The sequence below is a fragment of the Streptomyces sp. TRM70350 genome (assembly GCF_019219825.1).
GTDB lineage: Bacteria > Actinomycetota > Actinomycetes > Streptomycetales > Streptomycetaceae > Streptomyces.
The window spans coordinates 140,094-161,121 of the sequence record NZ_JAHUXH010000016.1; the positions used below are offsets into that span (position 1 = coordinate 140,094).

24 protein-coding genes and 1 pseudogene are annotated in these 21,028 nt (G+C 70.4%); 13 read left to right on the forward strand and 12 right to left on the reverse strand.

The genetic code is table 11. From position 1 onward, the window contains the following. Positions 1-5 precede the first annotated feature (5 nt). Both KWI83_RS23525 and KWI83_RS23530 read right to left on the reverse strand, forming a co-directional pair. Positions 6-608, reverse strand: coding sequence for a DUF1360 domain-containing protein (locus KWI83_RS23525; protein WP_218516366.1), 603 nt, complete (start codon positions 606-608; stop codon positions 6-8). Then, positions 583-1,539 carry a Rieske (2Fe-2S) protein gene (locus tag KWI83_RS23530; RefSeq protein WP_218516392.1) on the reverse strand — a complete coding sequence of 319 codons (957 nt, stop codon included), beginning with the start codon at positions 1,537-1,539 and terminating at the stop codon, positions 583-585. Before KWI83_RS23530 ends, KWI83_RS23525 begins: the two co-directional genes overlap by 26 nt. A 246-nt stretch (positions 1,540-1,785) precedes the next feature. On the opposite strand from KWI83_RS23530, the gene KWI83_RS23535 reads away from it, so the two are divergent. From KWI83_RS23535 to KWI83_RS23550, 4 genes are all read left to right on the forward strand, one after another. Further along, positions 1,786-1,926 (forward strand): hypothetical protein, encoded by a 141-nt coding sequence (locus KWI83_RS23535; RefSeq protein WP_218516367.1) that lies wholly within the window; start codon positions 1,786-1,788, stop codon positions 1,924-1,926. Positions 1,927-1,946: 20 nt separating this feature from the next. Then, positions 1,947-2,204 (forward strand): hypothetical protein, encoded by a 258-nt coding sequence (locus KWI83_RS23540; protein WP_218516368.1) that lies wholly within the window; start codon positions 1,947-1,949, stop codon positions 2,202-2,204. Positions 2,205-2,332: 128 nt separating this feature from the next. Then, positions 2,333-3,067 (forward strand): YqjF family protein, encoded by a 735-nt coding sequence (locus KWI83_RS23545; protein ID WP_218516369.1) that lies wholly within the window; start codon positions 2,333-2,335, stop codon positions 3,065-3,067. Between the two features lie 70 nt (positions 3,068-3,137). Next, positions 3,138-3,710, forward strand: coding sequence for a hypothetical protein (locus KWI83_RS23550; RefSeq protein ID WP_256362689.1), 573 nt, complete (start codon positions 3,138-3,140; stop codon positions 3,708-3,710). Positions 3,711-4,229: 519 nt separating this feature from the next. Here KWI83_RS23550 and KWI83_RS23555 read toward each other — a convergent pair. Further along, positions 4,230-4,763, reverse strand: a complete 534-nt coding sequence (locus KWI83_RS23555; RefSeq protein WP_218516371.1) for a hypothetical protein — start codon at positions 4,761-4,763, stop codon at positions 4,230-4,232. Between the two features lie 273 nt (positions 4,764-5,036). Between KWI83_RS23555 and KWI83_RS23560 the strand changes: the two genes are divergently transcribed. Next, a complete protein-coding gene (locus KWI83_RS23560; protein ID WP_102910208.1) occupies positions 5,037-5,693 on the forward strand; it encodes a Rho termination factor N-terminal domain-containing protein in 657 nt (218 codons plus the stop codon). Between the two features lie 201 nt (positions 5,694-5,894). Here the strand turns inward: KWI83_RS23560 and KWI83_RS23565 are convergent, their stop codons facing one another. Then, the gene (locus KWI83_RS23565) at positions 5,895-6,608 is read right to left on the reverse strand and encodes a GAF and ANTAR domain-containing protein (protein ID WP_218516372.1); all 714 of its coding nucleotides are present in this window, start codon (positions 6,606-6,608) and stop codon (positions 5,895-5,897) included. Positions 6,609-7,441: 833 nt separating this feature from the next. Between KWI83_RS23565 and KWI83_RS23570 the strand changes: the two genes are divergently transcribed. Then, positions 7,442-8,821 (forward strand): cytochrome ubiquinol oxidase subunit I, encoded by a 1,380-nt coding sequence (locus tag KWI83_RS23570; protein WP_308122144.1) that lies wholly within the window; start codon positions 7,442-7,444, stop codon positions 8,819-8,821. 29 nt (positions 8,822-8,850) lie between these two features. Next, positions 8,851-9,897 carry a cytochrome d ubiquinol oxidase subunit II gene (locus KWI83_RS23575; RefSeq protein ID WP_218516373.1) on the forward strand — a complete coding sequence of 349 codons (1,047 nt, stop codon included), beginning with the start codon at positions 8,851-8,853 and terminating at the stop codon, positions 9,895-9,897. A gap of 161 nt (positions 9,898-10,058) precedes the next feature. Here the strand turns inward: KWI83_RS23575 and KWI83_RS23580 are convergent, their stop codons facing one another. Then, a complete protein-coding gene (locus KWI83_RS23580) occupies positions 10,059-10,817 on the reverse strand; it encodes a succinate dehydrogenase iron-sulfur subunit (protein ID WP_218516374.1) in 759 nt (252 codons plus the stop codon). A gap of 359 nt (positions 10,818-11,176) precedes the next feature. Here KWI83_RS23580 and KWI83_RS23585 point away from each other — a divergent pair, with 359 nt between their 5' ends. Then, entirely contained in the window at positions 11,177-11,770 is a 594-nt protein-coding gene (locus KWI83_RS23585) for a hypothetical protein (RefSeq protein WP_218516375.1), read from the forward strand. A gap of 419 nt (positions 11,771-12,189) precedes the next feature. Here KWI83_RS23585 and KWI83_RS23590 read toward each other — a convergent pair whose 3' ends face one another. The 5 genes from KWI83_RS23590 to KWI83_RS23610 form a co-directional block, all read right to left on the reverse strand. Beyond that, positions 12,190-13,020 carry a cytochrome c oxidase assembly protein gene (locus KWI83_RS23590; RefSeq protein ID WP_218516376.1) on the reverse strand — a complete coding sequence of 277 codons (831 nt, stop codon included), beginning with the start codon at positions 13,018-13,020 and terminating at the stop codon, positions 12,190-12,192. After that, positions 13,017-13,442, reverse strand: coding sequence for a DUF2243 domain-containing protein (locus tag KWI83_RS23595; protein WP_218516377.1), 426 nt, complete (start codon positions 13,440-13,442; stop codon positions 13,017-13,019). Before KWI83_RS23595 ends, KWI83_RS23590 begins: the two co-directional genes overlap by 4 nt. Positions 13,443-13,614: 172 nt before the next feature. Beyond that, positions 13,615-13,878, reverse strand: a complete 264-nt coding sequence (locus KWI83_RS23600; RefSeq protein ID WP_218516378.1) for a hypothetical protein — start codon at positions 13,876-13,878, stop codon at positions 13,615-13,617. Positions 13,879-13,961: 83 nt separating this feature from the next. Then, complete coding sequence (locus KWI83_RS23605; RefSeq protein WP_218516379.1) at positions 13,962-14,636, reverse strand: hemerythrin domain-containing protein; 675 nt, start codon at positions 14,634-14,636, stop codon at positions 13,962-13,964. Between the two features lie 153 nt (positions 14,637-14,789). Beyond that, the gene (locus KWI83_RS23610) at positions 14,790-16,454 is read right to left on the reverse strand and encodes a RecQ family ATP-dependent DNA helicase (RefSeq protein WP_218516380.1); all 1,665 of its coding nucleotides are present in this window, start codon (positions 16,452-16,454) and stop codon (positions 14,790-14,792) included. A 263-nt stretch (positions 16,455-16,717) separates the two neighbouring features. On the opposite strand from KWI83_RS23610, the gene KWI83_RS23615 reads away from it, so the two are divergent. The 5 genes from KWI83_RS23615 to KWI83_RS38950 all read left to right on the forward strand — a co-directional run bounded on the left by KWI83_RS23615 (position 16,718) and on the right by KWI83_RS38950 (position 19,641). Further along, positions 16,718-17,293 carry a hemerythrin domain-containing protein gene (locus tag KWI83_RS23615; RefSeq protein WP_218516394.1) on the forward strand — a complete coding sequence of 192 codons (576 nt, stop codon included), beginning with the start codon at positions 16,718-16,720 and terminating at the stop codon, positions 17,291-17,293. Positions 17,294-17,558: 265 nt separating this feature from the next. Beyond that, the gene (locus KWI83_RS23620) at positions 17,559-18,026 is read left to right on the forward strand and encodes a hypothetical protein (protein WP_218516381.1); all 468 of its coding nucleotides are present in this window, start codon (positions 17,559-17,561) and stop codon (positions 18,024-18,026) included. Continuing rightward, the gene (locus KWI83_RS40040) at positions 18,023-19,198 is read left to right on the forward strand and encodes a zinc-dependent alcohol dehydrogenase (protein ID WP_218516382.1); all 1,176 of its coding nucleotides are present in this window, start codon (positions 18,023-18,025) and stop codon (positions 19,196-19,198) included. Before KWI83_RS23620 ends, KWI83_RS40040 begins: the two co-directional genes overlap by 4 nt. Positions 19,199-19,264: 66 nt before the next feature. After that, positions 19,265-19,393, forward strand: coding sequence for a hypothetical protein (locus tag KWI83_RS38945; RefSeq protein ID WP_256362690.1), 129 nt, complete (start codon positions 19,265-19,267; stop codon positions 19,391-19,393). After that, positions 19,381-19,641, forward strand: a complete 261-nt coding sequence (locus KWI83_RS38950) for a hypothetical protein (protein ID WP_256362691.1) — start codon at positions 19,381-19,383, stop codon at positions 19,639-19,641. Before KWI83_RS38945 ends, KWI83_RS38950 begins: the two co-directional genes overlap by 13 nt. Positions 19,642-19,773: 132 nt before the next feature. Here the strand turns inward: KWI83_RS38950 and KWI83_RS23635 are convergent, their stop codons facing one another. Continuing rightward, positions 19,774-20,364 carry a hemerythrin domain-containing protein gene (locus KWI83_RS23635; protein WP_218516383.1) on the reverse strand — a complete coding sequence of 197 codons (591 nt, stop codon included), beginning with the start codon at positions 20,362-20,364 and terminating at the stop codon, positions 19,774-19,776. An 11-nt stretch (positions 20,365-20,375) separates the two neighbouring features. Next, positions 20,376-20,960 (reverse strand): annotated as a pseudogene (locus KWI83_RS23640) (hypothetical protein); the annotation flags it as partial. Positions 20,961-21,028 lie beyond the last annotated feature (68 nt).

Here is a 21,028-nt window from a genome sequence, read left to right on the forward strand (position 1 = left end):
CCAGGTCAGTCGTCCCCGGTGGTCCGGCTCACCAGTGCGCCGTACGCCAGTTGCAGCGCGTCCGCGCCGGCCAGTGCCGCGAGCGCGCCCATGGCGGTCCGGGTTGCCCTCGGCCACAGCAACTGGCCAGCGGTCAGGGTGGACACCACCCAGACGCTCGTGCAGAAGGGGCAGGTCACCAGCTCGCCGACGGTGTCCCTGCCGCCTTCCGGCTCCGCCTCCTCGTGCAGCTCGGCGGGGCCCTGCGGGCCGACGTACCGCGTGAAGGGCGCGCGCAGCGGACTGGTGACGGACGCCTTGCTCAGGAGCCTGCTGAGCCGGAAGGTGGCGACCGAGGTCAGGACCACGTCCCAGGGCTGGGGCCGGTCGGGCACGGGGCTCCCGCGCAGCCGTACCGCCGTGGCCCAGGCCGCCGTGTACGCCCCGAATCCCGTCATGGACGCGAGATAGCCGCCCAGCGGCCGGTCGTGCCCTGCGGAGTACCGTCGTCCGGTGCGCCGGGCAAGCTCGCGCAGACGTGGTGCGAGGCGGTTGTCAGCCGTCTTGTCAGCTACGGCGTCATCTGTGGTCTCAGCCCTGTTGTCAGGCGTGGTGGCCAGGGGATCCATGGGTCACACCCTCCTCCGCGGCGCCCGGTTCCCGCTCTGTCTCCCGGCTGTTGTCCGCGTGCTCCGCCCGGTCGTCCTGGCGCAGGCGTATCTCGACGTGGCCGTCGGTGATCCGAGTGTCGAAGGCGGGCTGGGGAGCGGTGGCGGGGCCGCGTACGTTCCAGCCGTCGGAGAGGCGGAAGACGCTTCCGTGCCAGGGGCACTGGACGCATCCGTCGGCGATCGTGCCCTCGGACAGTGGTCCGGCGAGGTGGCTGCACCGGTCGGCCAGAGCGTGGACGGTGCCGCCGGTTTCGCGCACGACCAGGACCGGTACGTCGTCCACGCTGCGCCGCACGGGCTGGCCGGCCGGGAACTCGTCCACGGTGCCGATCTGGTGCCAGCCCTCCGTGACCACGTGCGGCACCTCTTCGGCGTGGTTGGCGCCGGATGCCTGACGGTAGGCGAGGTGGCCGCCGAGCATGCCGCCGACTCCGACCGCCGTCAGTCCCAGCAGGCCGTAGGCTCGGCCGGCCACGTGGCGTCCCTTGAGGCGGCAGGTGAGTGAGGTGGCGTACAGCGCGACGGCTGTCACGTTGCTCAGGGCGTGCACCAGGCCCACGCGTTTTTGCTGGCGGTGCAGTTCCGCCCAGTCGACCCAGCCTGCCAGGGCCGCGGGGGCGGCGGCGCTCAGGCCGACACCGATGAGCACTTCCGCTTCACGGGAGCGGCCGGGCCGTAGATCGAGCAGGGCCGCGGACAGCCAGCTGCCGATCGGCACCTGCACCATCAGCGGATGCACGGGGTGGCCCAGCCACCTTCCGTGCAGCGCGTCCCGGCCGCGACCGAGCGGCAGGGCACGCACACCCCGGCCGATCGCGTCGATCACCGCATCGGCCCGGGGGGCACGTTCCAGGCGGTCCAGCAGCCACAGGACCCGGTTCTGCCGCATCCGACGGCGTGGCGTCGTGGTCATGCGCAGCCGGGTCCCCACCTGCGCATACCGCAAACGGCCGACCAGGCCGGATGAACCCCGGCAACGGCCCCATGTCACGAGCCGGCGGGCGAGGACGCGCCGCGGTAGGGCGGCATGGACTGCCTGTTCCTGAGGGACGGCCACCGGGGTCGCGGAGTGGGCCCGAGGCTGATGGAGGCCGCGCTGGCTGAAGCGCGCGCACTCGGCCCTCAGCCAGGTGCAGTGGCAGACCGCGAGGAGAAGCGACGCTACTTCCTGTTCCTCGACCAGAAGGCCGTCGTCTGGAAGCCGGTCATCAGACGCGACTGGGATCCGATGACGGGTACCTGGGAGGGACGACTGGGCTGCTCGTCCTCGGCCTGAGGGGAACGAAGGAGGAGACCGTGCAGCGGCCTGATGAGGAACTGCTGGATTTCGATACCGGCGAGCTGGAGGACTGGGACGAGGAGCGCACACGAGCGGCCCTCGACGGCGAACACGGCACGCTCTACCGCAACCACCTCGACATCGCCCTGCACCTCGACCAGTGGGCGGAGGCCGAAAGCCGGCGCACCGACACCGACGCGCGCTACAAGGCGGGCTATGCCCAGGCCCTGCGGGACACGGCCGCGTTCCTGCGGCAGACCTACTACCTGCCCTGAGCCGGGCGAGGTGTTCCGGCCGGACGCCCGGCGTCCTGGCCCTCTTCCATGACCTGGCCGGCGTCGTTCCGCCCGCCCTGCCGGGGCCCGCGGGTTTCCTTCGATCGTGCGACGGGGACCCGACACCGGTGGTGGCATACGGAGCAGAGCAGCGGGTGCGCCTGCCGGCGCTGCGGGCGGGCTGGCTGACGCAGACGTTCGTCCACTGGCCGTTCCGGCCTGACGCGGTCCAGGCGCTCCTGCCCGGGGGACTGGTCGTGGACGAGTATGAGGGGGCCGCCTGGGTGGGGCTCACCCCCTTTGTCATGGCGGACGTGCGACCACCCGGCGTTCCCGCCTCGCTGCCCGGCCTGCCCACGTTCGCGGAGACCAACCTGCGCACGTACGTACGGCACCGCGACGGCCGGGACGGGCTCTGGTTCCTGTCCATCGAGGTCGCCTTCCCCCCGATGGTGGCGGCCCGCGCCATCGGCGCACCGTACAACCCGGGCACCCTCCGCGTGTCCCAGGACGGGGACACCGTCTCGTACTCCGGTTCCCGATGGCTCGGTGACGCCTCCTACCGCCTGGTCGTCCGGCCTGGCGACCCGATCGATCCGACGGAGCGGGACGTGTGGCTGACCTCGCGCTGGCGGGCGTACACCCGCAGGCTCGGCATGCTCTGGGAGACGCCCGTCGAGCACGAGCCGTGGCCGCTGGCCGACGCAGGCGTCGATGTACTGGAGGAGACACTGACCGTCGCGGCGGGCCTTAAGGAAGCCCCCCTCGGTGAGCCCCTGGTGCACTTCTCGGAAGGAGTCAGGTATGTACGGCTCGGGCCCTCCAGGCCGTGCGTCCCGGAGCGTGTCTCCCAGCCTTCCTGACACCCCTCGCCGGAATTCCGGCGCCGTCACCCGACACCCGCGCGTGCGCTTCGACGGCTGGATCGCGGGCATGGGTACCTCCTCCGGCACACGGATCGTGCTCGGACACTGGCAGGGTTCGCCCTTCGGAGCGTTCAGCGACGTGATGCTGGAGCGGGCCGACGGGGACAGGCTGCTGCTGGCCCCCACGCGCGAGACAGTGGACTTCATCAGCGGCACCTACATCTTCGACACGGTCCGTGTCGTCCTGGTCGAGGTAAGCGTCACGGACGACGCCTGGACCGTCACCGCCGGGCCACTCGACCTGCGTTTCACCACCGGCCGGCGAGGGCTTCTGGGCTTCGCGCTGCGGACTGTGCCCGGCGCACTCGCCCGCCGTCCGGCATGGAGCGCGCTGACGGACCGGCCCGCCCGCCTGCTGCTGCCCGGCGTGCGCACTCGCGGCAGCGCCGGCCGGGGCCGCCGGGAGTGGTACGGCGCCCGGGACCTGCTGCCGATCCGTGCCGTCGCGGCCGCCTACGGAGGCGCGGACCTCGGGGCGATGGCACCCGTCGAGCCGCCCGTGCGCTTCGGGTTCGGTTCGGCGCCGAGGAACCCCTCCGTCGCCCGGGTCACGACGACGGTCGAACTCGGCCCGGAGTGACGGCGCCTGGGCAGGGGTACCCGGCCGGAACCTACGAAGGGATGTCCCTTGAGCAGAACCCGAGTGCGAGAGCCCGCCCACACGCTCGCGGTCGCGCACGGTGCCTTCAACATCGTGGGCGGACTGTGGCCCCTACTGCACCTGCGCAGCTTCGAGTGGGTCTTCGGCCCGAAGACCGACGTGTGGCTGCAGATGACGACGGGCGGACTGCTCGCCTCCGCCGGCGCCGCCCAGCTCGCGGCGGCCGGGGACGCGCAGGGCCCGGCTCACGCCCGCCGTGTCGGTCTGGGCACCGCCGTGACGCTGCTGGCCGTCGACCTGGTCTACGTACCCAAGGGGCGGATCCGGCCGACGTACCTCCTTGATGCCGCGATGCAGACCGGATGGATCGCCGCCTGGCTGCGTTCGTCCCCAGCGCGGAGTACGGGGGACGTCAGGAACGGCCGACGTGAACGAGCGGCTCCCGTTATCACCGCCCGGACGGCTGCTCCCGACGCGCCGTTCGGTCGATTGCCGGATTCATGCCCCGTAGGCATGCCTGCGGGGCAGGGGTCCGACGTGGGCGTGGCGGCCGGGGCGGGCGGCGGCGTGGCGCTGTCCGGGGCCCGGGCCGCCGCGGGCGGCCAGGGCGTCGGCGACGGCACCCGTGGCGAAGGCGTAAACGGCCTTGTGCAGCAGGTCCACGACGAGTTCCTTGCGGGGCCAGGTCTGCGGTGGGGCGCCGACGCCGGTCGCGTTCTCCAGGATCTGGTCGTTGGTGAGGCGGACGACGGCGAACTTGGCGGAGGCGACCGGTCCGCGCAGTCCGGCCTGGGCCATGACCGACCGGAGCACCCCGAGGAGGGCGGCCTGGCCGTAGTGCATGCCCCAGTTGACCGGCAGCGGCTGGGGGCCGGGTCGTTCGGGCAGGCCGGTCAGCCGCTGCAGGACCCGCGCGGGCACATGGGAGTCGGGCCGGCCGGTGATGGCCTGCTCGATCTTCTCGCCGAGGGTCATCACGACGCCTCCGGCGGTACCGGCGAGCAGTCCCTGCCACAGCGCGCGCTTGATCATGCCCTGGCGAGTACCCGGTACGACCGCCTTCACCCACCGGTCGCGCGGCGGTCGGCGTCCCGGTGGGCGCCGGTGGGCGGGAGGACCCCCACTGTGCCGCCAATCTCTTGCATATCGCCCGGGCCCGGCACATGGGCCGCGCAAAGTACCGGCGAGATCCGCGGCCCGCTACAACGCCATCGGAGTGGGTGGCGAGCGCAGGTGCGGGTACCCGTGGCGCGAATCACGCGAAACGGATATTTCCGACCCCACTCCTGATGTACGGAGGATGCCATGTCCTTGGTCGAGAAGCTGCTCGACGCCTACCCCGCCGAGACCGGGATGCCGCCCAAAATGCTGGGTGAGGCGGTCGACAAGCTGTACGAGTGCGCCGGCGTCTGCCTGACCTGCGCCGACGCGGCCGCCGCCGAGCAGGACCCGGAAAAGATCGTGATGTCCATCAAGTGCGTGCGCCTGGACAACGACTGCGCCGACCTGTGTACGGTCGCGGCCCGGATCCTGGCCCGCCAGACGGGATACGACGCGCCGACGACGATGGCGATCATCGAGGCGACCCGCACCGTCCTGCGCGCGAGCGCGGACGCTGCCGAGGAGTTCAAGGGCACTCCGTACTTCGAGCTGTCCGCGAAGGAGTGCCGCGAGACGGAACAGCTGCTGGGTCGGCTGGCCGAGCAGATGGGCTCGAGCGACGCCGGCGAGGGGTACCCCACGTCTCCGCCCAGCGCGACGACGCCTGCCGGAGCCTCCATGGGCGGCGGGGCAGAGACGTCTGGAACGTCCGAGGCGTCCCAGGAGGTCTCCGAGGAGCAACTCCGCGAGATGAACATGGACGAGCTGCGCGACATGGCCCGCGACAAGGGTCTCAGCGGTGTTCACGACATGCGCAAGGAAGAGCTCATCGACGCGATCAGCGGGAAGCGCGGGTCCTAGCGCAGCGAATCGGTGGCCAGGACGGACCGGCATGATCACGCCTTAACAGGTCAAGGCCCTGCTGGAGTCCAACGCCGACCTTGGTCGTCGTGTCCGGCGCCGCCGCCTCGAGCAGGTCGGCTCCAGGACGCTGTCCCTGGCAGCTGTCCGGGAGCACGACCTGCTGACGGGCGCCTGAGCAGTTGCTCTGGACCCGCGCGCCTACGACGTACCGGGCGGGTCGCGCAGGATGTCCGTGGTGATGTCCGGCAATGACCTGCCGGTGCGGAGGGCCTCGGCGCGCATGAGGGCGAGGGCGTCCTCAGGGCTGATCCGCCGTCGGGCCGCCAGGGCTCCGACGGCACGCCAGGTGTCGAACCAGTGGGCACGGACCACCTGCTCCGGCTCCCACGCCGGGGCGTCATTCCCCGTGAGCAGCATCTCGCGGGTGGGCATGAGCGCTGCCGTCACCGCGTCGGCCACGTGGGACGCCTGCTCCAGGGCGTCCTCATCGAGAGCGCGAGGCCGTGTCGACAGCAGGTCTACCGACCCGAGGACGTAGTCGCCGAAGAACAGGGGGAGCGCGTACACCGAGCCCACTTCCGGGAGTTTCTCGCGCGCCATCGCCCCGAACAGCGGCCAGGGCGTCAGTTCCTGCCCCAGGTCGTCCACGGCCACGGGCTCGCCGGTCTGCGCGGCACTGATGCAGGGCCCCTCCAGCACCGTGAACTGGATCTCCTCCAGCAGCAGGGCGGCATCGTCCGACGCGGCGAGCAGCTGGCGGGAGGGTGTGTCGGTGAGCAACGACAAGGTGGCACCGTCCACGCCGAGTCCCTCGCACACCGCCGCGCACACCCGCCGGGGAACCTCCTCGCCGGGGGTGCCCGCCGCGGCTTCCGCGACCAGCCGCACCGCCTTCGTCGCCTCGGCCGTCATCCGGCCCTCCGCAGCCCTGACGCATGTGCCCCGATGCTCACCGTCACGTGTCTCCCTGTGTCATCCGAGCGGACGGCCACCGCCGACTCACCGCCCCTGTGCCCGCGGCGGACGCCGATCCGCGCATGTCGGGTGCCCTGTGTCGCCGCGTGCAAGCCACGTATGGCACACGAGACCCGGTCGACTCGGGGGAGGGCAAGCGGCGGGGCCGCCGCTCCCACGGCTGCCGCAGCCGCAGCAGATGCGGGGGAAACAAACGAGCTTGCCAGCTGGTGGTGCCCAAAAGAGGCAATTAAACGACTCGCCTGCTCACCTGCCCCTGACACCCCGGCACGACCGGACCTCCGGGATCTCCCGGACGAGTCTCCCGCTGGTGTTCCCGATGCGGACTGCTCAGGTCGCTACTGGGGCGGCTCCGACGACCCGGACCGCCTTGACGGGGACGGTGACGTCATGGGCTGCGAGGCCAAGTGATCCACCCTGTACTCCACCACTCCGCTGGCAGGCGGCCAGCCCCGCCCGCGGTCGGTGCCGCGGCCTTGGCTTCGCCGGCCGGGACGTGACGGCTCTGCGGGCAATCGGAGCCTGTGCCGATTGTGGCTGACGTCGCGTCGCTGCTGTGACATGCCTGTCGGGTGCCATACCTTGGCGGCGTTGCCTGGCGGCGGCCAGCCGGTTCTACCCGGGTGTCGTGGACGTGAGGTTCTCCACCGGGCGCGTTCCTGCACGTTGGCGCGGGGGGCAGCCTGGTGGCTGCCGGGTTGCGGGCCATGGCGGTCTCATGCCCCGCGTGCCGGGTCTGCGCCCGATGTCTGCCGTGAGGAGGAATTCGGGTGAGCAGCACCGCGCTTGTGGGGGACGTGCTGTCCGCTGCCGAGGCAGGCGGCTTGGGGGCGGCGCGGTCGCAGATGGCGTTGTCGCTGGGCTGGCACATCATCGTCGCCTGCCTGGGGGTGGGGATGCCCGCGATCACCGTGTTCGCCGAGTGGCGCGGTCACCGCACGGGGGATGTGCACTACCGGCTGCTGGCGCGGCGGTGGGCGAAGGCGATGGGGCTGCTGTTCGCGGTCGGAGCGGTGTCCGGAACCATCCTGTCGTTCGAGATGGGCCTGCTGTGGCCCGGGATGATGGGCACCTACGGACAGGTCATCGGCCTGCCGTTCTCACTGGAGGGCATCGCCTTCTTCATCGAGGCGATCTTCCTCGGCATCTACCTGTACGCCTGGGACCGGCTGCCGCCCCGCCAGCACATGCTCACCGCACTGCCGATCCTCGTCGCGGGAGTGGCCAGCGCCTTCTTCGTGGTCGCCGCCAACGCCTGGATGCAGCAACCCGTGGGCTTTCAGATGCGGGGCGGTCGGGTCGTCGCCGTCGATCCCTGGGAGGCGATGTTCAATCCGGCGACTCCGCCGCAGACCGTTCACATGATCCTCGCCGCGTTCATGGTCGCCGGTTTCCTCATGGCCAGTGTGTACGCGGTCGCGATGCTGCGCGGCCGCCGCGACCGGTACCACCGGCTCGGCTTCCTGGTGCCGTTCACGATCGCCGCCCTGGTGACCCCGGTGCAGATCGGGGTGGGCGACTGGGCGGCGCACTTCGTGGCGGACAACCAGCCCGTCAAACTCGCCGCCATGGAAGGCGTCTTCGACACCGAGCGCGGTGTTCCCCTGCATGTGGGCGGTATCGCCGTCGACGGCGAGATGCGCTATGCCCTGGAAATCCCCCGCGGGCTGTCCCTGCTGGCGCACTTCGACCCAGACGCGCAGGTCGCGGGGCTGAACGAAGTGCCGGCGCGCGACCGCCCACCCGTCAACATCACCCACTGGGCTTTCCAGATCATGGTGGGCTGCGGCTTCGCGCTGCTGGCCCTGTCCGCCTGGCTCGGCCTGGTGTGGCGGCGCCGCAAACGGCTTCCGGGCACCCGGTGGTTCCTGCGCGCCGCCGCGCTCTCCGGCCCGGCCGCGGTCCTGGCGCTGGAGTCCGGGTGGGTCGTCACGGAGGTGGGGCGCCAGCCCTGGATCGTCTACCGCGTCATGCGCACGTCCGAGGCGGTCAACCCCGCACCCGGAGTGGTGTGGGGATTCGTGGTGGTCAGCGTTGTGTATCTGGTGCTGACCGTGGCCACGGTTTATGTGCTGCGCCGCCTGGCCCGTGACCAGCCGGTGCCGATCGCCCCGCAGGAGCGCGATGTCGCCGAGTTCAAGGTCGTCTGAGACGCCGAGCGGAAGGGAAGACACCGGTCATGTCACTGCCCGAGACCATGCTGGCGGTGCTGTGGATCGGTCTGACCGCCTACGTGTTGTTCGGCGGCGCCGACTTCGGCGGCGGGGTATGGGACCTGCTCGCCGGAACCACCCGACGCGGCAGGCCCCAGCGCGACCTGGTGGAGCACTCCATCGGTCCCGTCTGGGAGGCCAACCACGTCTGGCTGATCTTCGTCATCGTGCTGCTGTGGACCGGCATCCCGCCCGTCTTCGCCGCCATCGCCTCCACTCTCTACATTCCGCTGACCCTGGCCGCCCTGGGGATCATCGCCCGCGGTGCGGCCTTCGCCTTCCGCAAGGTCAGCGTCGAGATCTGGCAGCAACGCCTCTTCGGCGCCACCTTCGCCTTCTCCTCCCTGGCCACGCCCTTCTTCCTGGGCACCGTGGCGGGCGCGGTGGCCTCCGGCCGGGTCCCCGCAGGCATCACCCAAGGCGACACCGTATCCAGCTGGCTCAACCCCACCTCGCTGATCAGCGGGGCTCTTGCGGTGGGAACCGCCGCCTACCTCGCCGCGGTCTATCTCACCCGAGACGCCCAGCGAGCCGGTGATGCGCCGCTGACCGAAGCGTTCCGCCGCCGCGCACTGCTCACCGGCCTCGTCGTCGGTGCCCTGTCCGCGGCAGGGCTCGTCGTCCTGCACGCCGACGCACCCGCGCTCTACTCCGAACTCACCTCCGGCAGCGCCCTGCCCCTGCTGATCCTCTCCGTGGCATCGGGGCTGGTCTCCCTGGCCCTGCTGATGTGGGGCCGGCACCTGTTGGCCGTGCGGCTGACAGCCGCCCTGGCCGTCGCCGGCCTGCTGTGGGGCTGGGGAATCGCCCAGTACCCCCGGCTGCTGCCCGGCGTCACACTCCAGGACGCCGCCGCCACCGACACCGTCCTGTCGGCCAGCCTGATCTCCCTGGCCGTCGGAGCAGTCCTCCTGCTGCCGTCCCTGTGGTGGCTGTACGCCACCTTCCAACGCGACCATCCCCAGCCGGCCGAACACGCTGACGGACCGACCCACGGAGACAGCAGCACGTGACGGCGCTCATCGCAGGCTGCATCAACGGCAGCCCGTGACAGCGCCCGTCGCCGGCCGGACGCACCGACACCGAGTCGGCTGGAAAGCCTCCCAGCGCAGGTACCAGCGCAGCCGAACGGGTCCTCGCCCAGCCCTAGCAGGTGGCGTCGGCGCGCTGCCGGTCAGATGCGGCGTGTGATCAGCGCCCGCTTCACTTCCTGGATCGCCTTGGTGATGGCAATGCCACGCGGACACACGTCGGTGCAGTTGAAGATTGTGCGGCAGCGCCACACTCCGTCATTTCCGTTGAGTATCTCCAGCCGCTGCTCACCGCCGTCGTCCCGGCTGTCGAAGATGAAGCGGTGCGCGTTGACGATCGCCGCCGGACCGAAGTACTGCCCGTCGGTCCAGAAGACCGGGCACGACGATGTGCACGCGGCGCACAGGATGCACTTGGTCGTGTCGTCGAAGCGCTCCCTGTCCTCCGCGGACTGGATGCGCTCCCGGGTGGGCTCGTTGCCAGTCGTGATGAGGAACGGCATCACGTCCCGGTAGCCCTGGAAGAACGGCTCCATGTCCACGACCAGGTCCTTCAGCACGGTCAGGCCCTTGATGGGCTCGACTGTGATGGGCTTGCCCGGCTTGATGTCCTTGATCAGTGTCTTGCACGCCAGCCGGTTGCGGCCGTTGATCCGCATGGCATCCGACCCGCAGATGCCGTGCGCGCAGGAACGGCGGAAGGTCAGCGAGCCGTCCTGCTCCCACTTGATCTTGTGCAGACCGTCGAGGACGCGCTCCTTCGGATCGATCTCGACCAGGAAGTCCTGCCAGGTCGCCTCCGCGGAGACCTCCGGGTTGAACCGGCGGATCCGGAAGGTGACCGTGATGTACGGGAATGCGGCGGAAGTCTGCTCCGCCTTGTCCATAACCGGCGTGGCCATCGGAACGGCCCTCCAGCGCTCGCTGTGGTGGCTGCCTGCCGAACCGGTCGACGGCCGAGGCAGGCGCGCGGTGAAACCCCCCTCCCCGCAGAACGCTACGACGCTCCGCCGGTCCACCGTACGCCCGGTGCTGACCCGGCGCCGCGCGCCAACGCATGCGGTAGATCCGCGATCATCAGCCGCCGGGTATACACGCGAGGGCCAGTGGGTGGCGCGCGCGGCTCTGGGTACCCGCGACGGCAACGACACCAGGGCAGCGAGCCGGTGCGACCCACACCGTCGGACCGATGCCGCCCGCACCAGGGCGGCCATGAGCAGGACAGCAGGCGGAACGCCCGGAGGCGGAGGAGGTGACGGCGATGAACCGGACGGCGCGCCGACGGCGGCCCCTGACCAGGGTCACCGCAGCCGCGACGGCCGGACACGCCTTCTTCGAACTGGCCGCAGGCGTCGGGATGCCCTTGGCGTCCCTTCTCGGACCATTCACCGCTGCGACCGCGTGGGCCATCGGTACGGCAACGGCCTGGCGCGCGGGGGGCACCCGGCCCTCGCAGGACGATCCGGCCTTCGCCGTGCTCAACAGCGTGAGCCTGGCTGCGGTGATCGCCCACCTGACGGGCTGGCCGCGCAGGCGGACGCGGCTGGGTCTTCCGTGGCTCACGGACTGCGAAGGGCTTGGCCCGCGGCTCATGCCGTACTACAACCCGATCCTCTACGTCTCCGGTACCGCGGCCGTGGCAGCCCTGCTCCTGGAGAACGACTCCGCTCCGCGACGCCTGCCGCTGCTGACTCCTGCGCTGGTTCCCCTCCTCGTCGCCGCCCAGCGTGCGGAACACCGCCGGCTGAAGGCGATCGCGGCAGCCCGCCCCGGCTGGTGGAACCGCCGTCTTGTTGAACCGGATATTTCGCTCGATACCGCGGCTGATCAACGCCGTGTGGCGCCGAATGGCTGATGAGGCGCTGGCTCGTTGACGTCCCGCCCGGGCCGTCAGCGCAGAGGTCCCCGGGCGGCGAAGTCACCCCGACATTGTGCTGGCAGGGCCTGCTTTCCGAAGTCCGGCAAGTGTCGGCAAGTCCGATAAGTGCCCTCGTGGCCGCCTCGCCGACCGCGTTGACCTCTTTACGTGCTCACGGCCTGTGGCGCTCAGGCAGGTACGGTGCCGTTCCAGGACTCACCGCTGCCTGCTCCCGCATCAAGCATGCGGGCACACCCGCTGCAAACTGGCATCAGTCGCCATACCCTTCGGCACGCGGCGGGAAGGCCGAGACTCCCCGCCTCAGCGACGTGCACAGCGAGCTGGAGGGAGCACAACTTGCTCTGCCTGCTTCAGCAACTGCCCGGCACGGCCGTGGCATTGCTCATGCCCGGTCCTCACAGTTTGCGTGGCTCAGCGCTTCTGGCCGGGTCAGTGATATCGAGGCCCGCCGGAATGAAGCCGCGCTGTCCCTTAGCGGCCAGTTCCTTGAGGTGCTGCTGATAGCGATCAGGGGTGACGACTGGCCCGCCGCTTGTCCCCGGTGGTCTTCTCCACCTCGTCGAACCGATTGCGGATGTCGCCGTACTGGCGCCCTGCCGACGGTCACCGAGTGCCCCGGCTGCACCGGTCAACCTCTGTTTGGTGGCACCGCGTACGGCGACACTCCAGCGACGGCGCACCGGATCGAGTTGGCACACGGCGAAGGTGAACACGAGCCCTGTCGCCAGCATGTGTGCGTGCACCACGCCGTGCAGCAACGGCTGGTGCCGCATGGCCGCGAACAGCTCCGTCCGATACAGCAGCCAGAGGCCGCCCACGTCCAGCAGGGCCGCCAGCGGTGGGAGGACGAGCCAGCCGACGGGATGGGATCGCGCGAGGACCAGCAGGCGTCGTCGTGCCCGGCCGGGCCTGAGGGCTCGCAGGGCGAGGGTGAGGGGGCGGGCCGCGACGAACAGCAGCGGGGCGGCCATGCCCACGACGAGGTGCTGGATTATGTGCCCGGTGAACGGTCCTCCCGGCACAGTATCCCCCGACGCCCAGGCCGTTCCGATGCCCCCGGCGGTGAACGACACATCCCGCCATCGGGGCCAGGCATCTCCGCGGCGCCGCAGACGCCCCGCGGCCAGCAGATACGCCACCGCCACCAGCAGCGCGGCCACGACGGTGAGCAGCTGGCCCGTCCCAGGTCCGGTGGCCGGGCCGGGGTGGACGTGCGCGAGTGTCACGACGCCGGCCCGGCCCCGCTGCGGCGGGCCGCACGCAGGGCCAGGATCACGCCGATGAGCAGCAGGACCAGGCCGGCGATGTTCCACGCCCAGTCGTACGGAGTGACGTCCACCCCGTAGCGGATCTGGTGCAGGCGCAGCAGCTTGTGGTCCACGATTCCGTCGAACAGCTGGAAGGCGCCCAGCCCGAGGAAGAAGCCCGACCAGGCGTGGGCCGGCGCCAGGGCCCTGCGGCGGCGCAGGTCGGCGTAGAGGAAGAACCCCGCGACCAGCGCCAGCAGTTCGGCGGTGTGCAGCAGTCCGTCGGACAGCAGTCCCACGCCGGAGGTGGAACGATCGTAGAAGTGGTGCCAGCCCAGTACGACGACGTCGGCTGGGGATGCCGGCGCCCGGGTACCCGCCAAAACTGGATCAAGCACCATTGCACCGGCCCTCAGGGGAGAGGAGAACACGCTTCGGGTGCGCGCCCACCGGCACCGCGATGGTCACTCAGCCGGCGGCTCAGCGAGGACATTGGCGGATTCGGCACGCGGACGGCCAGTCGTCCGGCCGGGACGCCTGATGGGCTATCACCGATGCCGGGTGGTTTCTTCCCTACGTCGATGTCGTGGTCTCGTCGCTCTCTCCGGTGTCCGGTTCGGCGCGCTTTTCGGCGCCCGTCTCCAGGTAGCCGGGGTCGTCGCCCGCGACCCGGCCCACGAAGACGTCGTTGGGCGTCGTCCCCGTCGTGCTGTGCCGGTCCGCCGCCTCGGTGTCCGGCTTACCGCCCGTGTCCTCCGACCGACCCGAACGGACCTCGGCGGAGGGCTCGGTCGTGCGACCCCCCAGGTGTTCGCGGACCCACGACCACACGGCCATGATGCCTCCCGATCAGAAGATGTGTGCCGACGTCGACGGCCTGCCCGTGGTGCCCTCGGCACTCAGCGCCGCACCCGGTTGGTTCAACGTCGTTTGCGGCGCATCGCGACGGCCACGACCAGCACCAGGACCCCGGCGAGCCCGGTGAACACCTTCTTGGCAGCGGCCACGGACGTGCTCAGTCCGAAGGCGTCGCGCAGCCGGTCGTAGAGACCGAGCGGCACACCCAGGACCGCGTTGCCGGGCGGGCGCCGCGGGATGATGGGGTGGGGGTGGGTGGGCGCGCTGCGTCGCACCGTGTCCCATGCCCTGCCGAGCCGGCGCAGCTGCGCAGCAGGCAGCGCTTCCTGCAGCCGGGGCAGCACGAGGTCCTCCTCGTCGCGGATGTCCTGCCGTATCAGCGCGAAGACCCGCCGCACCTTATCCTCACGCTCGGGAGAACCCGGACTCAGGCGTTCGATGTCGGCGACAAGATCGTTGATCTGCTGGTGTTCCTCCTCGACCCGCAAGGTCAACTCGTGCCCCTCCTCGACCGAGCGCCGGACGGCCGGCCACAGCACGGTCTCCTCGGCGAAGGCATGGCTGAAGACCAGCTGGACGGTCTCCCGCAGGACCCGTTCGCGGTCCTCGCCGTCCGCCAGGGTCTGATACCGGTCCATCAACCTGTCCATCTCGGCATGATCACGGCATTGCCGGGCCAGCACGCTGCTCGGGCCGCCCAGTTGCTCAACCGTCTGCTCTTTGATCGTCTCGGGCATGGATCTCTCCTCTGCGCAGACCGGCCGCAACGCCCGTCCGCTCCAGCGGCTGCCGGCAGTGTCCGGTGGCGGGTACCCCGACACGGCGCGGCACACCGTTTGTGGTGTTTTCACCCGCTGCTCGGCCCGGTCACGGCCCGGTCGCCAGGCGCGTCAGGTGCCGGTCAGCAAGTCGCCCTCCTGTACTGCTGTCAGGGACAGCGTCTTGTAGCCGACCTGCTCGAACAGCACGACGAGGCGGTCCTCCTCCGTGCGCATCACCGTGCCCGCACCCCACTCCGCGTGGCGCACCCTGTCGTTCGTCTCATAGGGCCCGCCGCGCCAGGGCGGGGGAGCGGCGTCCCGGTGCCCGGCTCCGGTGGCGGGGAGCCCGTCCTCGCGGTCGCACACGTCGCACTGCCCGCACGGTGCGTCCAGCTGCTCGCCGAAGTAGCCCAGAAGGTACTGGCGGCGGCAGGCGGGCGTCTCGGCGTAGCCGCGCATCATCTCGATGCGCGAGTGGTCGACGCGGCGCCGCCGCTCGAACGCCTGTGCCGCCTCTTCGGCGGCCTCCTCCGCCATGCGGCCGGGCAGAGCCCGGACTGCGCGGCGCCTGCCCTCGACGGTCACCGCTCCCGCCTCTTCCAGCAGGTTCAGCAGATCGCTGGTCTTCCGGCGCGACAGGCCGCACAGCTGCGCGATCCGGCTACGGCTCTGCGGGACGTCCTGGCCAAGCAGCGTGGTCATGATTCGGCGCAGTGCGTCGGCGTCCAGGGCTCGGGCGGTGAGGAACTTCTGCAGTCCCAGGTCCTCGGGGCGGTAGAACAGCACCGCGCGGGCCGGCTCCCCGTCCCGGCCGGCGCGCCCGATCTCCTGGTAGTAGGAGTCCAATGACTCCGGGACGGACGCGTGGGCGACGAACCGTACGTCGGGCTTGTCGATGCCCATCCCGAACGCGGAGGTGGCCACGACCACGGCGGGCGAGCCGGCCATGAAGCCGTCGTGGATCCGGCAGCGGTCGGCTGCCTTCATGCCCGCGTGGTACGCCTCGGCGTCCACGCCGTCCTGCCGAAGTCGCCCCGCGTACGTCTCGGCGTCCTTGCGGGTGGCGGTGTAGAGGATGCCCGGGGCGCACGTCTGGGCCGCCCAGCGTGCGACGGCCTCGCGTTTGGCGGGGTCGTCGGTGAAGGTGCGCACCGCCAGATGGATGGTGGGCCGGTCGGTCCCGGTCGTCACGACGTGGGCCTCGCGCATGTGCAGGTGCTCGACGATGTCCGCCCTGACCGGGGCCGCGGCCGTCGCCGTCAGAGCGAGTACCGGCGGGCGGCCCAGCCGTTCGGCGGCCTCGCCCAGGTTCAGGTAGTCGGGACGGAAGTCGTGTCCCCAGGCGGAGACGCAGTGGGCCTCATCGACGACGAACAGCGAAGGGCCCAGTTCCCGCAGCTGTTCCACGACACTGTCTTTGGTCAGCTGCTCGGGGGACAAGAACAGGTATTGGGCATCACCGTCCCGGATCGCCCGCCAGCCCCTGTCGGTGGCCGACCGGGGCTGTGCGGAGTTCACGGCCACGGCGTCCGGTGCCGCGCTCTTCCGCAGGCCGGCGACCTGGTCGCGCTGCAGGGCGATCAGCGGCGACACCACGACTGCGGGACCACCGAGCATGACGGTCGGCACCTGATAGATCGCCGACTTGCCGGAACCGGTGGGCATGACGACCAGCACGTCGCGGCCCTCGAGCAGTGCCTCCATCGCCTCCGTCTGCGCGGTGGCCAGGTCGCTCCACCCGAACCGTTCCCGGGCGACGCGGCGCAGCTCGGCGATCCGGTCGTGCACGCGCATCGCGACGCCCCCTTCACGGCCGGCACTCCTGCGACCCGGCCCGGGTACCCCCGTGGCCGGCCGCGATGCGGAGCGGCGCGCGGCAGCCGTGCGACGTCAAGATCCCGGCTGCTCAGTCTGGGTGATCACCTGCGCCGTTCGGCCCCGCGCGGTCGTGGCCGCCCGTCACCAGGGAGAACCTGGACGAAGCCCAGGTGCCCGCTGTCTGCGGGCCGACGCCGCTTCGGGATCGCACCCCAAGGGAGAATCTCTTGACCGACGCCATGCCTCACCTCGACGACGCCGGCGAGAACGACGACGTCGTGGCACTGCTGATGCAGCAGCACAACCACATCCGTGATCTCTTCGCCGAGGTCGAGAACGCCACGGCCGACGACCGGGAGGAGGCATTCCGCAGACTCGTCCGCCTGCTGGCGGTCCACGAGACCGCCGAGGAGGAGGTGGTCCACCCCTCAGCCCGTCGTCTCCTGCAGGACGGTGAGCAGGTGGTCGACGACCGTCTGGAGGAGGAGCGGGCCGCGAAGGAGAAGCTGAGCCGACTCGATGACATGAACCCCGACGACCCCGGGTTCATGCCCGCGTTGCGGGAACTGCGCGCGGACGTGCTTCAGCACGCGGCTTCGGAGGAACAGTACGAGTTCCCCGGGCTGCGCGAGAAGGCCGGAGCGCAGCAGCTTGCCATGATGGCCACGGCTGTCCGTGCTGCCGAGGCCATGGCGCCCACCCGCCCGCATCCGGGAGTGGAGACGGCGGCGGAGAATGTCGCCGTCGGACCCGTGGCAGCCGTGATCGACCGGACTCGTGACGCCGTCCGCAAGGCGATGGGCAAGGACAGCTGATCAGGTCGGAACAGAGTGGCCCACACCGGCCCGCGCCTGAGTAGCTCAGCGTCGTGCTCGTCCCGGACACGGACGAGGGCCGGCGGATCGGCATGACGTGAGCATCGGCCGTCGGGGAGATTGCACGCCTGAGTGGGGGTACTCGCCGCGCACCGCGACGCGCTACGAGGGAGAAGGCCCCCATGACCACGCGCACACGCATGGGCCTGATCGCCCGGGGCGCTGCTCACCCGTCGTACCTGATCATCCGAGGATGTGATTGTCCATGACGCTCCGGAAATCACTGTGGGCAGCCGCCGCGGGACTCACCGCGGGTGCTGTCGTCGCCCTACGGCGCTCGACGGCACGTCCGGCGGACCCGGCCGCCGCGAACCGCTGGCTCACGGTGACGATCAACCGTTCACCTGCCGACATCCAGGCCGACAAGCTGCCGACGCCGCTGCAGGAGTACGGCGACCGGATCCAGACGCGGATCCGCCCCGCACCCGGCGACCGGGGCACCGAACTGGCGGTGCGCCTGAAAGACGTGCCGTCGGATGCCTCGTCCGTGCCCGCACGGCTCACGGGCCAGGATCCGCGTCAGGATCTGCGCCGTTCCCTGCGTGAAGCGAAGGCGCTCCTGGAAGCGGGCGAGGTCCTGCTGCCCGACACACCGCCCACCACGCACGACACACCCGGCGGGAAGCTCGTGGGGCTGCTGAGCCGCCGCGCGAGCGGGGAGGGAGTGCTGTGAAGGCGCTGTGCTGGGAAGGCGTCAACAAGCTTGCCGTGGAGCAGGTGCCGGATCCCGTCCTGCGTAACGACCAGGACGTGATCGTACGGCTCATAGCGGGGACCACCTGCGGTTCGGATCTCCATCTCATCGGCGGCTACATCCCCTTCATGCGGTCCGGGGACGTCATCGGTCACGAGTTCCTGGGGGAGGTCGTCGAGGTCGGTTCCGAGGTACGCCGGCACAAGGTCGGGGACCGGGTGGTGGTCTGCTCGTTCGTCGGCTGCGGCCGCTGCTGGTACTGCGCCAACGACCTGTGGTCGCTGTGCGACAACACCAACACGAACCCGGGGATCGGACAGGCCCTGTTCGGCGCCGACACCGGCGGGATCTTCGGCTACTCGCACGCCATGGGCGGTCTGCGGGGAAGCCACGCCGAGTACGTGCGCGTGCCCTTCGCCGACTACGGAGCCTTTCCCGTCCCGGAGGGGATCGACGACACCAGCGCCCTGTTCGTCTCCGACTCGGTCCCCACCGGATGGATGGGCGCCGACCTGGCCGGAGTGAAGCCGGGTGACGTGGTGGCCGTGTGGGGCTGCGGGGCCGTGGGGCAGATGGCGGCGCGTGCGGCGATCCTGCTCGGCGCGGAGCGGGTGATCTCCATCGACCGGATCCCCGAGCGGCTGGAGATGACCGAGCGGCACATCGGCAGCGAGGTCATCGACTACACGGCCACCGACATCGGGGCGGAACTGCGGGAGCGCACCGGTGGCCGGGGCCCGGACGTGTGCATCGAGGCGGTCGGGATGGAGGCGCACAGCGACAGCCCGGTGCACCTCTACGACCAGGTCAAGCAGCAGCTGCGGCTTCAGACCGACCGTCCCACCGCCGTACGGCAGGCCATCCACGCCTGCCGCAAGGGCGGCACGGTCTTCATCCTCGGCGTCTTCGCCGGCGCCGTCGACAAGTTCCCCCTCGGCGCGGTGATCAACAAGGGACTGACCGTACGGGGCGCCCAGCAGCACGGCCAGCGCTACATCCCGATGCTGCTGGACCGGCTGGCGGCCGGCGAGCTGAGCACGGCCCACCTGGCGACCCATACCGTGCCCCTGGACGAGGCGCCGCGGGCATACGAGATGTTCAAGGAGAAGAACGACGGCTGCGTGCGCGCGGTGATCCGGCCGGGCGGCTGACCGTGGTCCACCGCAGGCGGCCCCTGCTCCTGTTTTCCGTCTGCGCAGGGGGTGATCCGGCCCACTGTGAGCACGACGCCACGCCGCCGCCCCCGGATGCGGCAGAGCCGGGCGCTGCGACTGCTGGACCACCTGGAGCGTGAGCCCAGGGCCCGCGCGGTGATCGACGAGGTCCGCAAGGGGTGCGGGCGCTGAGGCATCCGGCGTATCCGCTGATGGTGCAGGTGCCGATCGGCAGCTGGTTGTCGACGGCGGTATTGGACCTGTACTCCGGCTCCTCCCGTGAGGCGGTCCTGCTGGTCTGCGTCGGTCTGGCCTCCGACGACGAGCTCGGCGAGGACCTGCTGGCGCGATACCGCGCCAGCAGGTCCTCGCCGAGCAATATTCCGCCCGGATGCCCCATGCTTCGATCGCTCGGTGATGGCCCAGAGACTCACTTCTGACGCCGGCCCGTTGCAGCCCTGTCTCGTGACGCGGCTGCTGTCATGTTCGGCGCATTACCGGCTGGGAACCCCTTGAGACTGGTCCCCCCTTGGCGATCTTGAGGTCGGCCGACTTGACGACTCCCGGGTATGTCAGGTCTTTCCCATGGCCTTGCGGACGGCGTCATTCGTGCGGTCCACAAGTGCGGCCACCGGACCGAGGGCCACGTTGGCGGTGGCCGACTCGACACCGGGGTGCGGCCGGGTGGGAGCCATCGCCTCGGCGGCTTTGACGGCCTTGGCCATGGCGGCGAGGTTGGTGACGTCGGTGCTGCGGCGGATGTGGGCGAACTCGTAGCGTTCCTCCGCCCGCGCGTGCTCCTGCACCTCGGTGCGCAGCTGCATCAGCCGGGGCATGAACTTGGGGTCGTCGGTGTCCATGTCGTCCAGGGCCGCCAGCGTTTCCTTCGCCGACTTTTCCTCCGCCAGGCGATCCCTGACGACTTGTTCGCCACCTTCGACCGCCCTGCGGACGAAGGGGTGGACGACCTCTTCTTCGGCGGTCTCGTGCACGGCCAGCAGGCGTACGAGGCGACGGAAAGCGTCCCGGCGTTCCTCACCCTGGCTCTGCTCGACCTCATCGAAGAGGTTGCGGATGTCGCCGTGCTGACGCATCAGCAGAGCCACTACGTCGATGTCCGGTGCCTGGTCGTCGCCGGCCTGAGGTGTTCGCAGTTCGGACATGTGCGGCGTCCTCACTTCTCGCGCTGGGCGGGGTCGGGGTGCTCGCCCTCGGTCTGGACGCGGTACTCGCGGCCAAACATCTCGTCGTGCTCGGTCATCACCCGGTCGCTCGGCGGGGCCTCGCCGCCGTGGATCTGCTCCTGCATCTTCTCGAACCGTTCGTGCGCCTCGCGGACGTAACCCGCGCCGAGGGTCGTGAGGTCCGTCTGGGTGTCCAGCAGTTCGCGCAGGTACTGCTTGTTCGGCTCGAAAGTGAGCACGTTGGGCAGCTCCGGCGCCAGGACCTCCTGCGGCTCGCGTCCGTCGTGGCGGCGCATCAGGTCGCATGCGGTGTGCAGGTGCTCCAGCTCCATGTTCAGGTGGAGCTCCCAGATCGCCTTCACCTTCGGGTCGCTCTCCTGCTCCATGAAGGAGTAGTAGAGGTAGCACTCGTTGTACTCGTGGTTGACGAGCTGCTCCAACCACGTCTCGCCCGGGTCCACGAGGGACTCGTAGTGGGTGACGTGCTCCTCCTCGATGAGGCCGATCTCCTGGTAGAGCTGACGGGCGATCGGCTCCATGTAGGTGGGGCCGGTGTTCATGTAGAAGTTCATGGTCGCATAGGGGGAGTGATCAGGCATGAGAGCTGCTCCGGTGCCCGCTAGGCGGATAGCTATCCGCCTAG

Excerpts from the sequence above, each read along its gene's own strand:
- KWI83_RS23560 (WP_102910208.1), top strand. The coding sequence starts at position 5,037 with ATGTCCTTGGTCGAGAAGCTGCTCGACGCCTACCCCGCCGAGACCGGG.
- KWI83_RS23555 (WP_218516371.1), bottom strand. The coding sequence starts at position 4,763 with ATGATCAAGCGCGCGCTGTGGCAGGGACTGCTCGCCGGTACCGCCGGA.
- KWI83_RS23530 (WP_218516392.1), bottom strand. The coding sequence starts at position 1,539 with ATGCGGCAGAACCGGGTCCTGTGGCTGCTGGACCGCCTGGAACGTGCC.
- KWI83_RS23600 (WP_218516378.1), bottom strand. The coding sequence starts at position 13,878 with ATGGCCGTGTGGTCGTGGGTCCGCGAACACCTGGGGGGTCGCACGACC.
- KWI83_RS23635 (WP_218516383.1), bottom strand. The coding sequence starts at position 20,364 with ATGTCCGAACTGCGAACACCTCAGGCCGGCGACGACCAGGCACCGGAC.
- KWI83_RS23580 (WP_218516374.1), bottom strand. The coding sequence starts at position 10,817 with ATGGCCACGCCGGTTATGGACAAGGCGGAGCAGACTTCCGCCGCATTC.
- KWI83_RS23595 (WP_218516377.1), bottom strand. The coding sequence starts at position 13,442 with ATGGTGCTTGATCCAGTTTTGGCGGGTACCCGGGCGCCGGCATCCCCA.
- KWI83_RS23565 (WP_218516372.1), bottom strand. The coding sequence starts at position 6,608 with ATGACGGCCGAGGCGACGAAGGCGGTGCGGCTGGTCGCGGAAGCCGCG.
- KWI83_RS23605 (WP_218516379.1), bottom strand. The coding sequence starts at position 14,636 with ATGCCCGAGACGATCAAAGAGCAGACGGTTGAGCAACTGGGCGGCCCG.
- KWI83_RS23610 (WP_218516380.1), bottom strand. The coding sequence starts at position 16,454 with ATGCGCGTGCACGACCGGATCGCCGAGCTGCGCCGCGTCGCCCGGGAA.
- KWI83_RS23550 (WP_256362689.1), top strand. The coding sequence starts at position 3,138 with ATGGGTACCTCCTCCGGCACACGGATCGTGCTCGGACACTGGCAGGGT.
- KWI83_RS23525 (WP_218516366.1), bottom strand. The coding sequence starts at position 608 with ATGGATCCCCTGGCCACCACGCCTGACAACAGGGCTGAGACCACAGAT.
- KWI83_RS23620 (WP_218516381.1), top strand. The coding sequence starts at position 17,559 with ATGACGCTCCGGAAATCACTGTGGGCAGCCGCCGCGGGACTCACCGCG.
- KWI83_RS23585 (WP_218516375.1), top strand. The coding sequence starts at position 11,177 with ATGAACCGGACGGCGCGCCGACGGCGGCCCCTGACCAGGGTCACCGCA.
- KWI83_RS23615 (WP_218516394.1), top strand. The coding sequence starts at position 16,718 with ATGCCTCACCTCGACGACGCCGGCGAGAACGACGACGTCGTGGCACTG.
- KWI83_RS23575 (WP_218516373.1), top strand. The coding sequence starts at position 8,851 with ATGTCACTGCCCGAGACCATGCTGGCGGTGCTGTGGATCGGTCTGACC.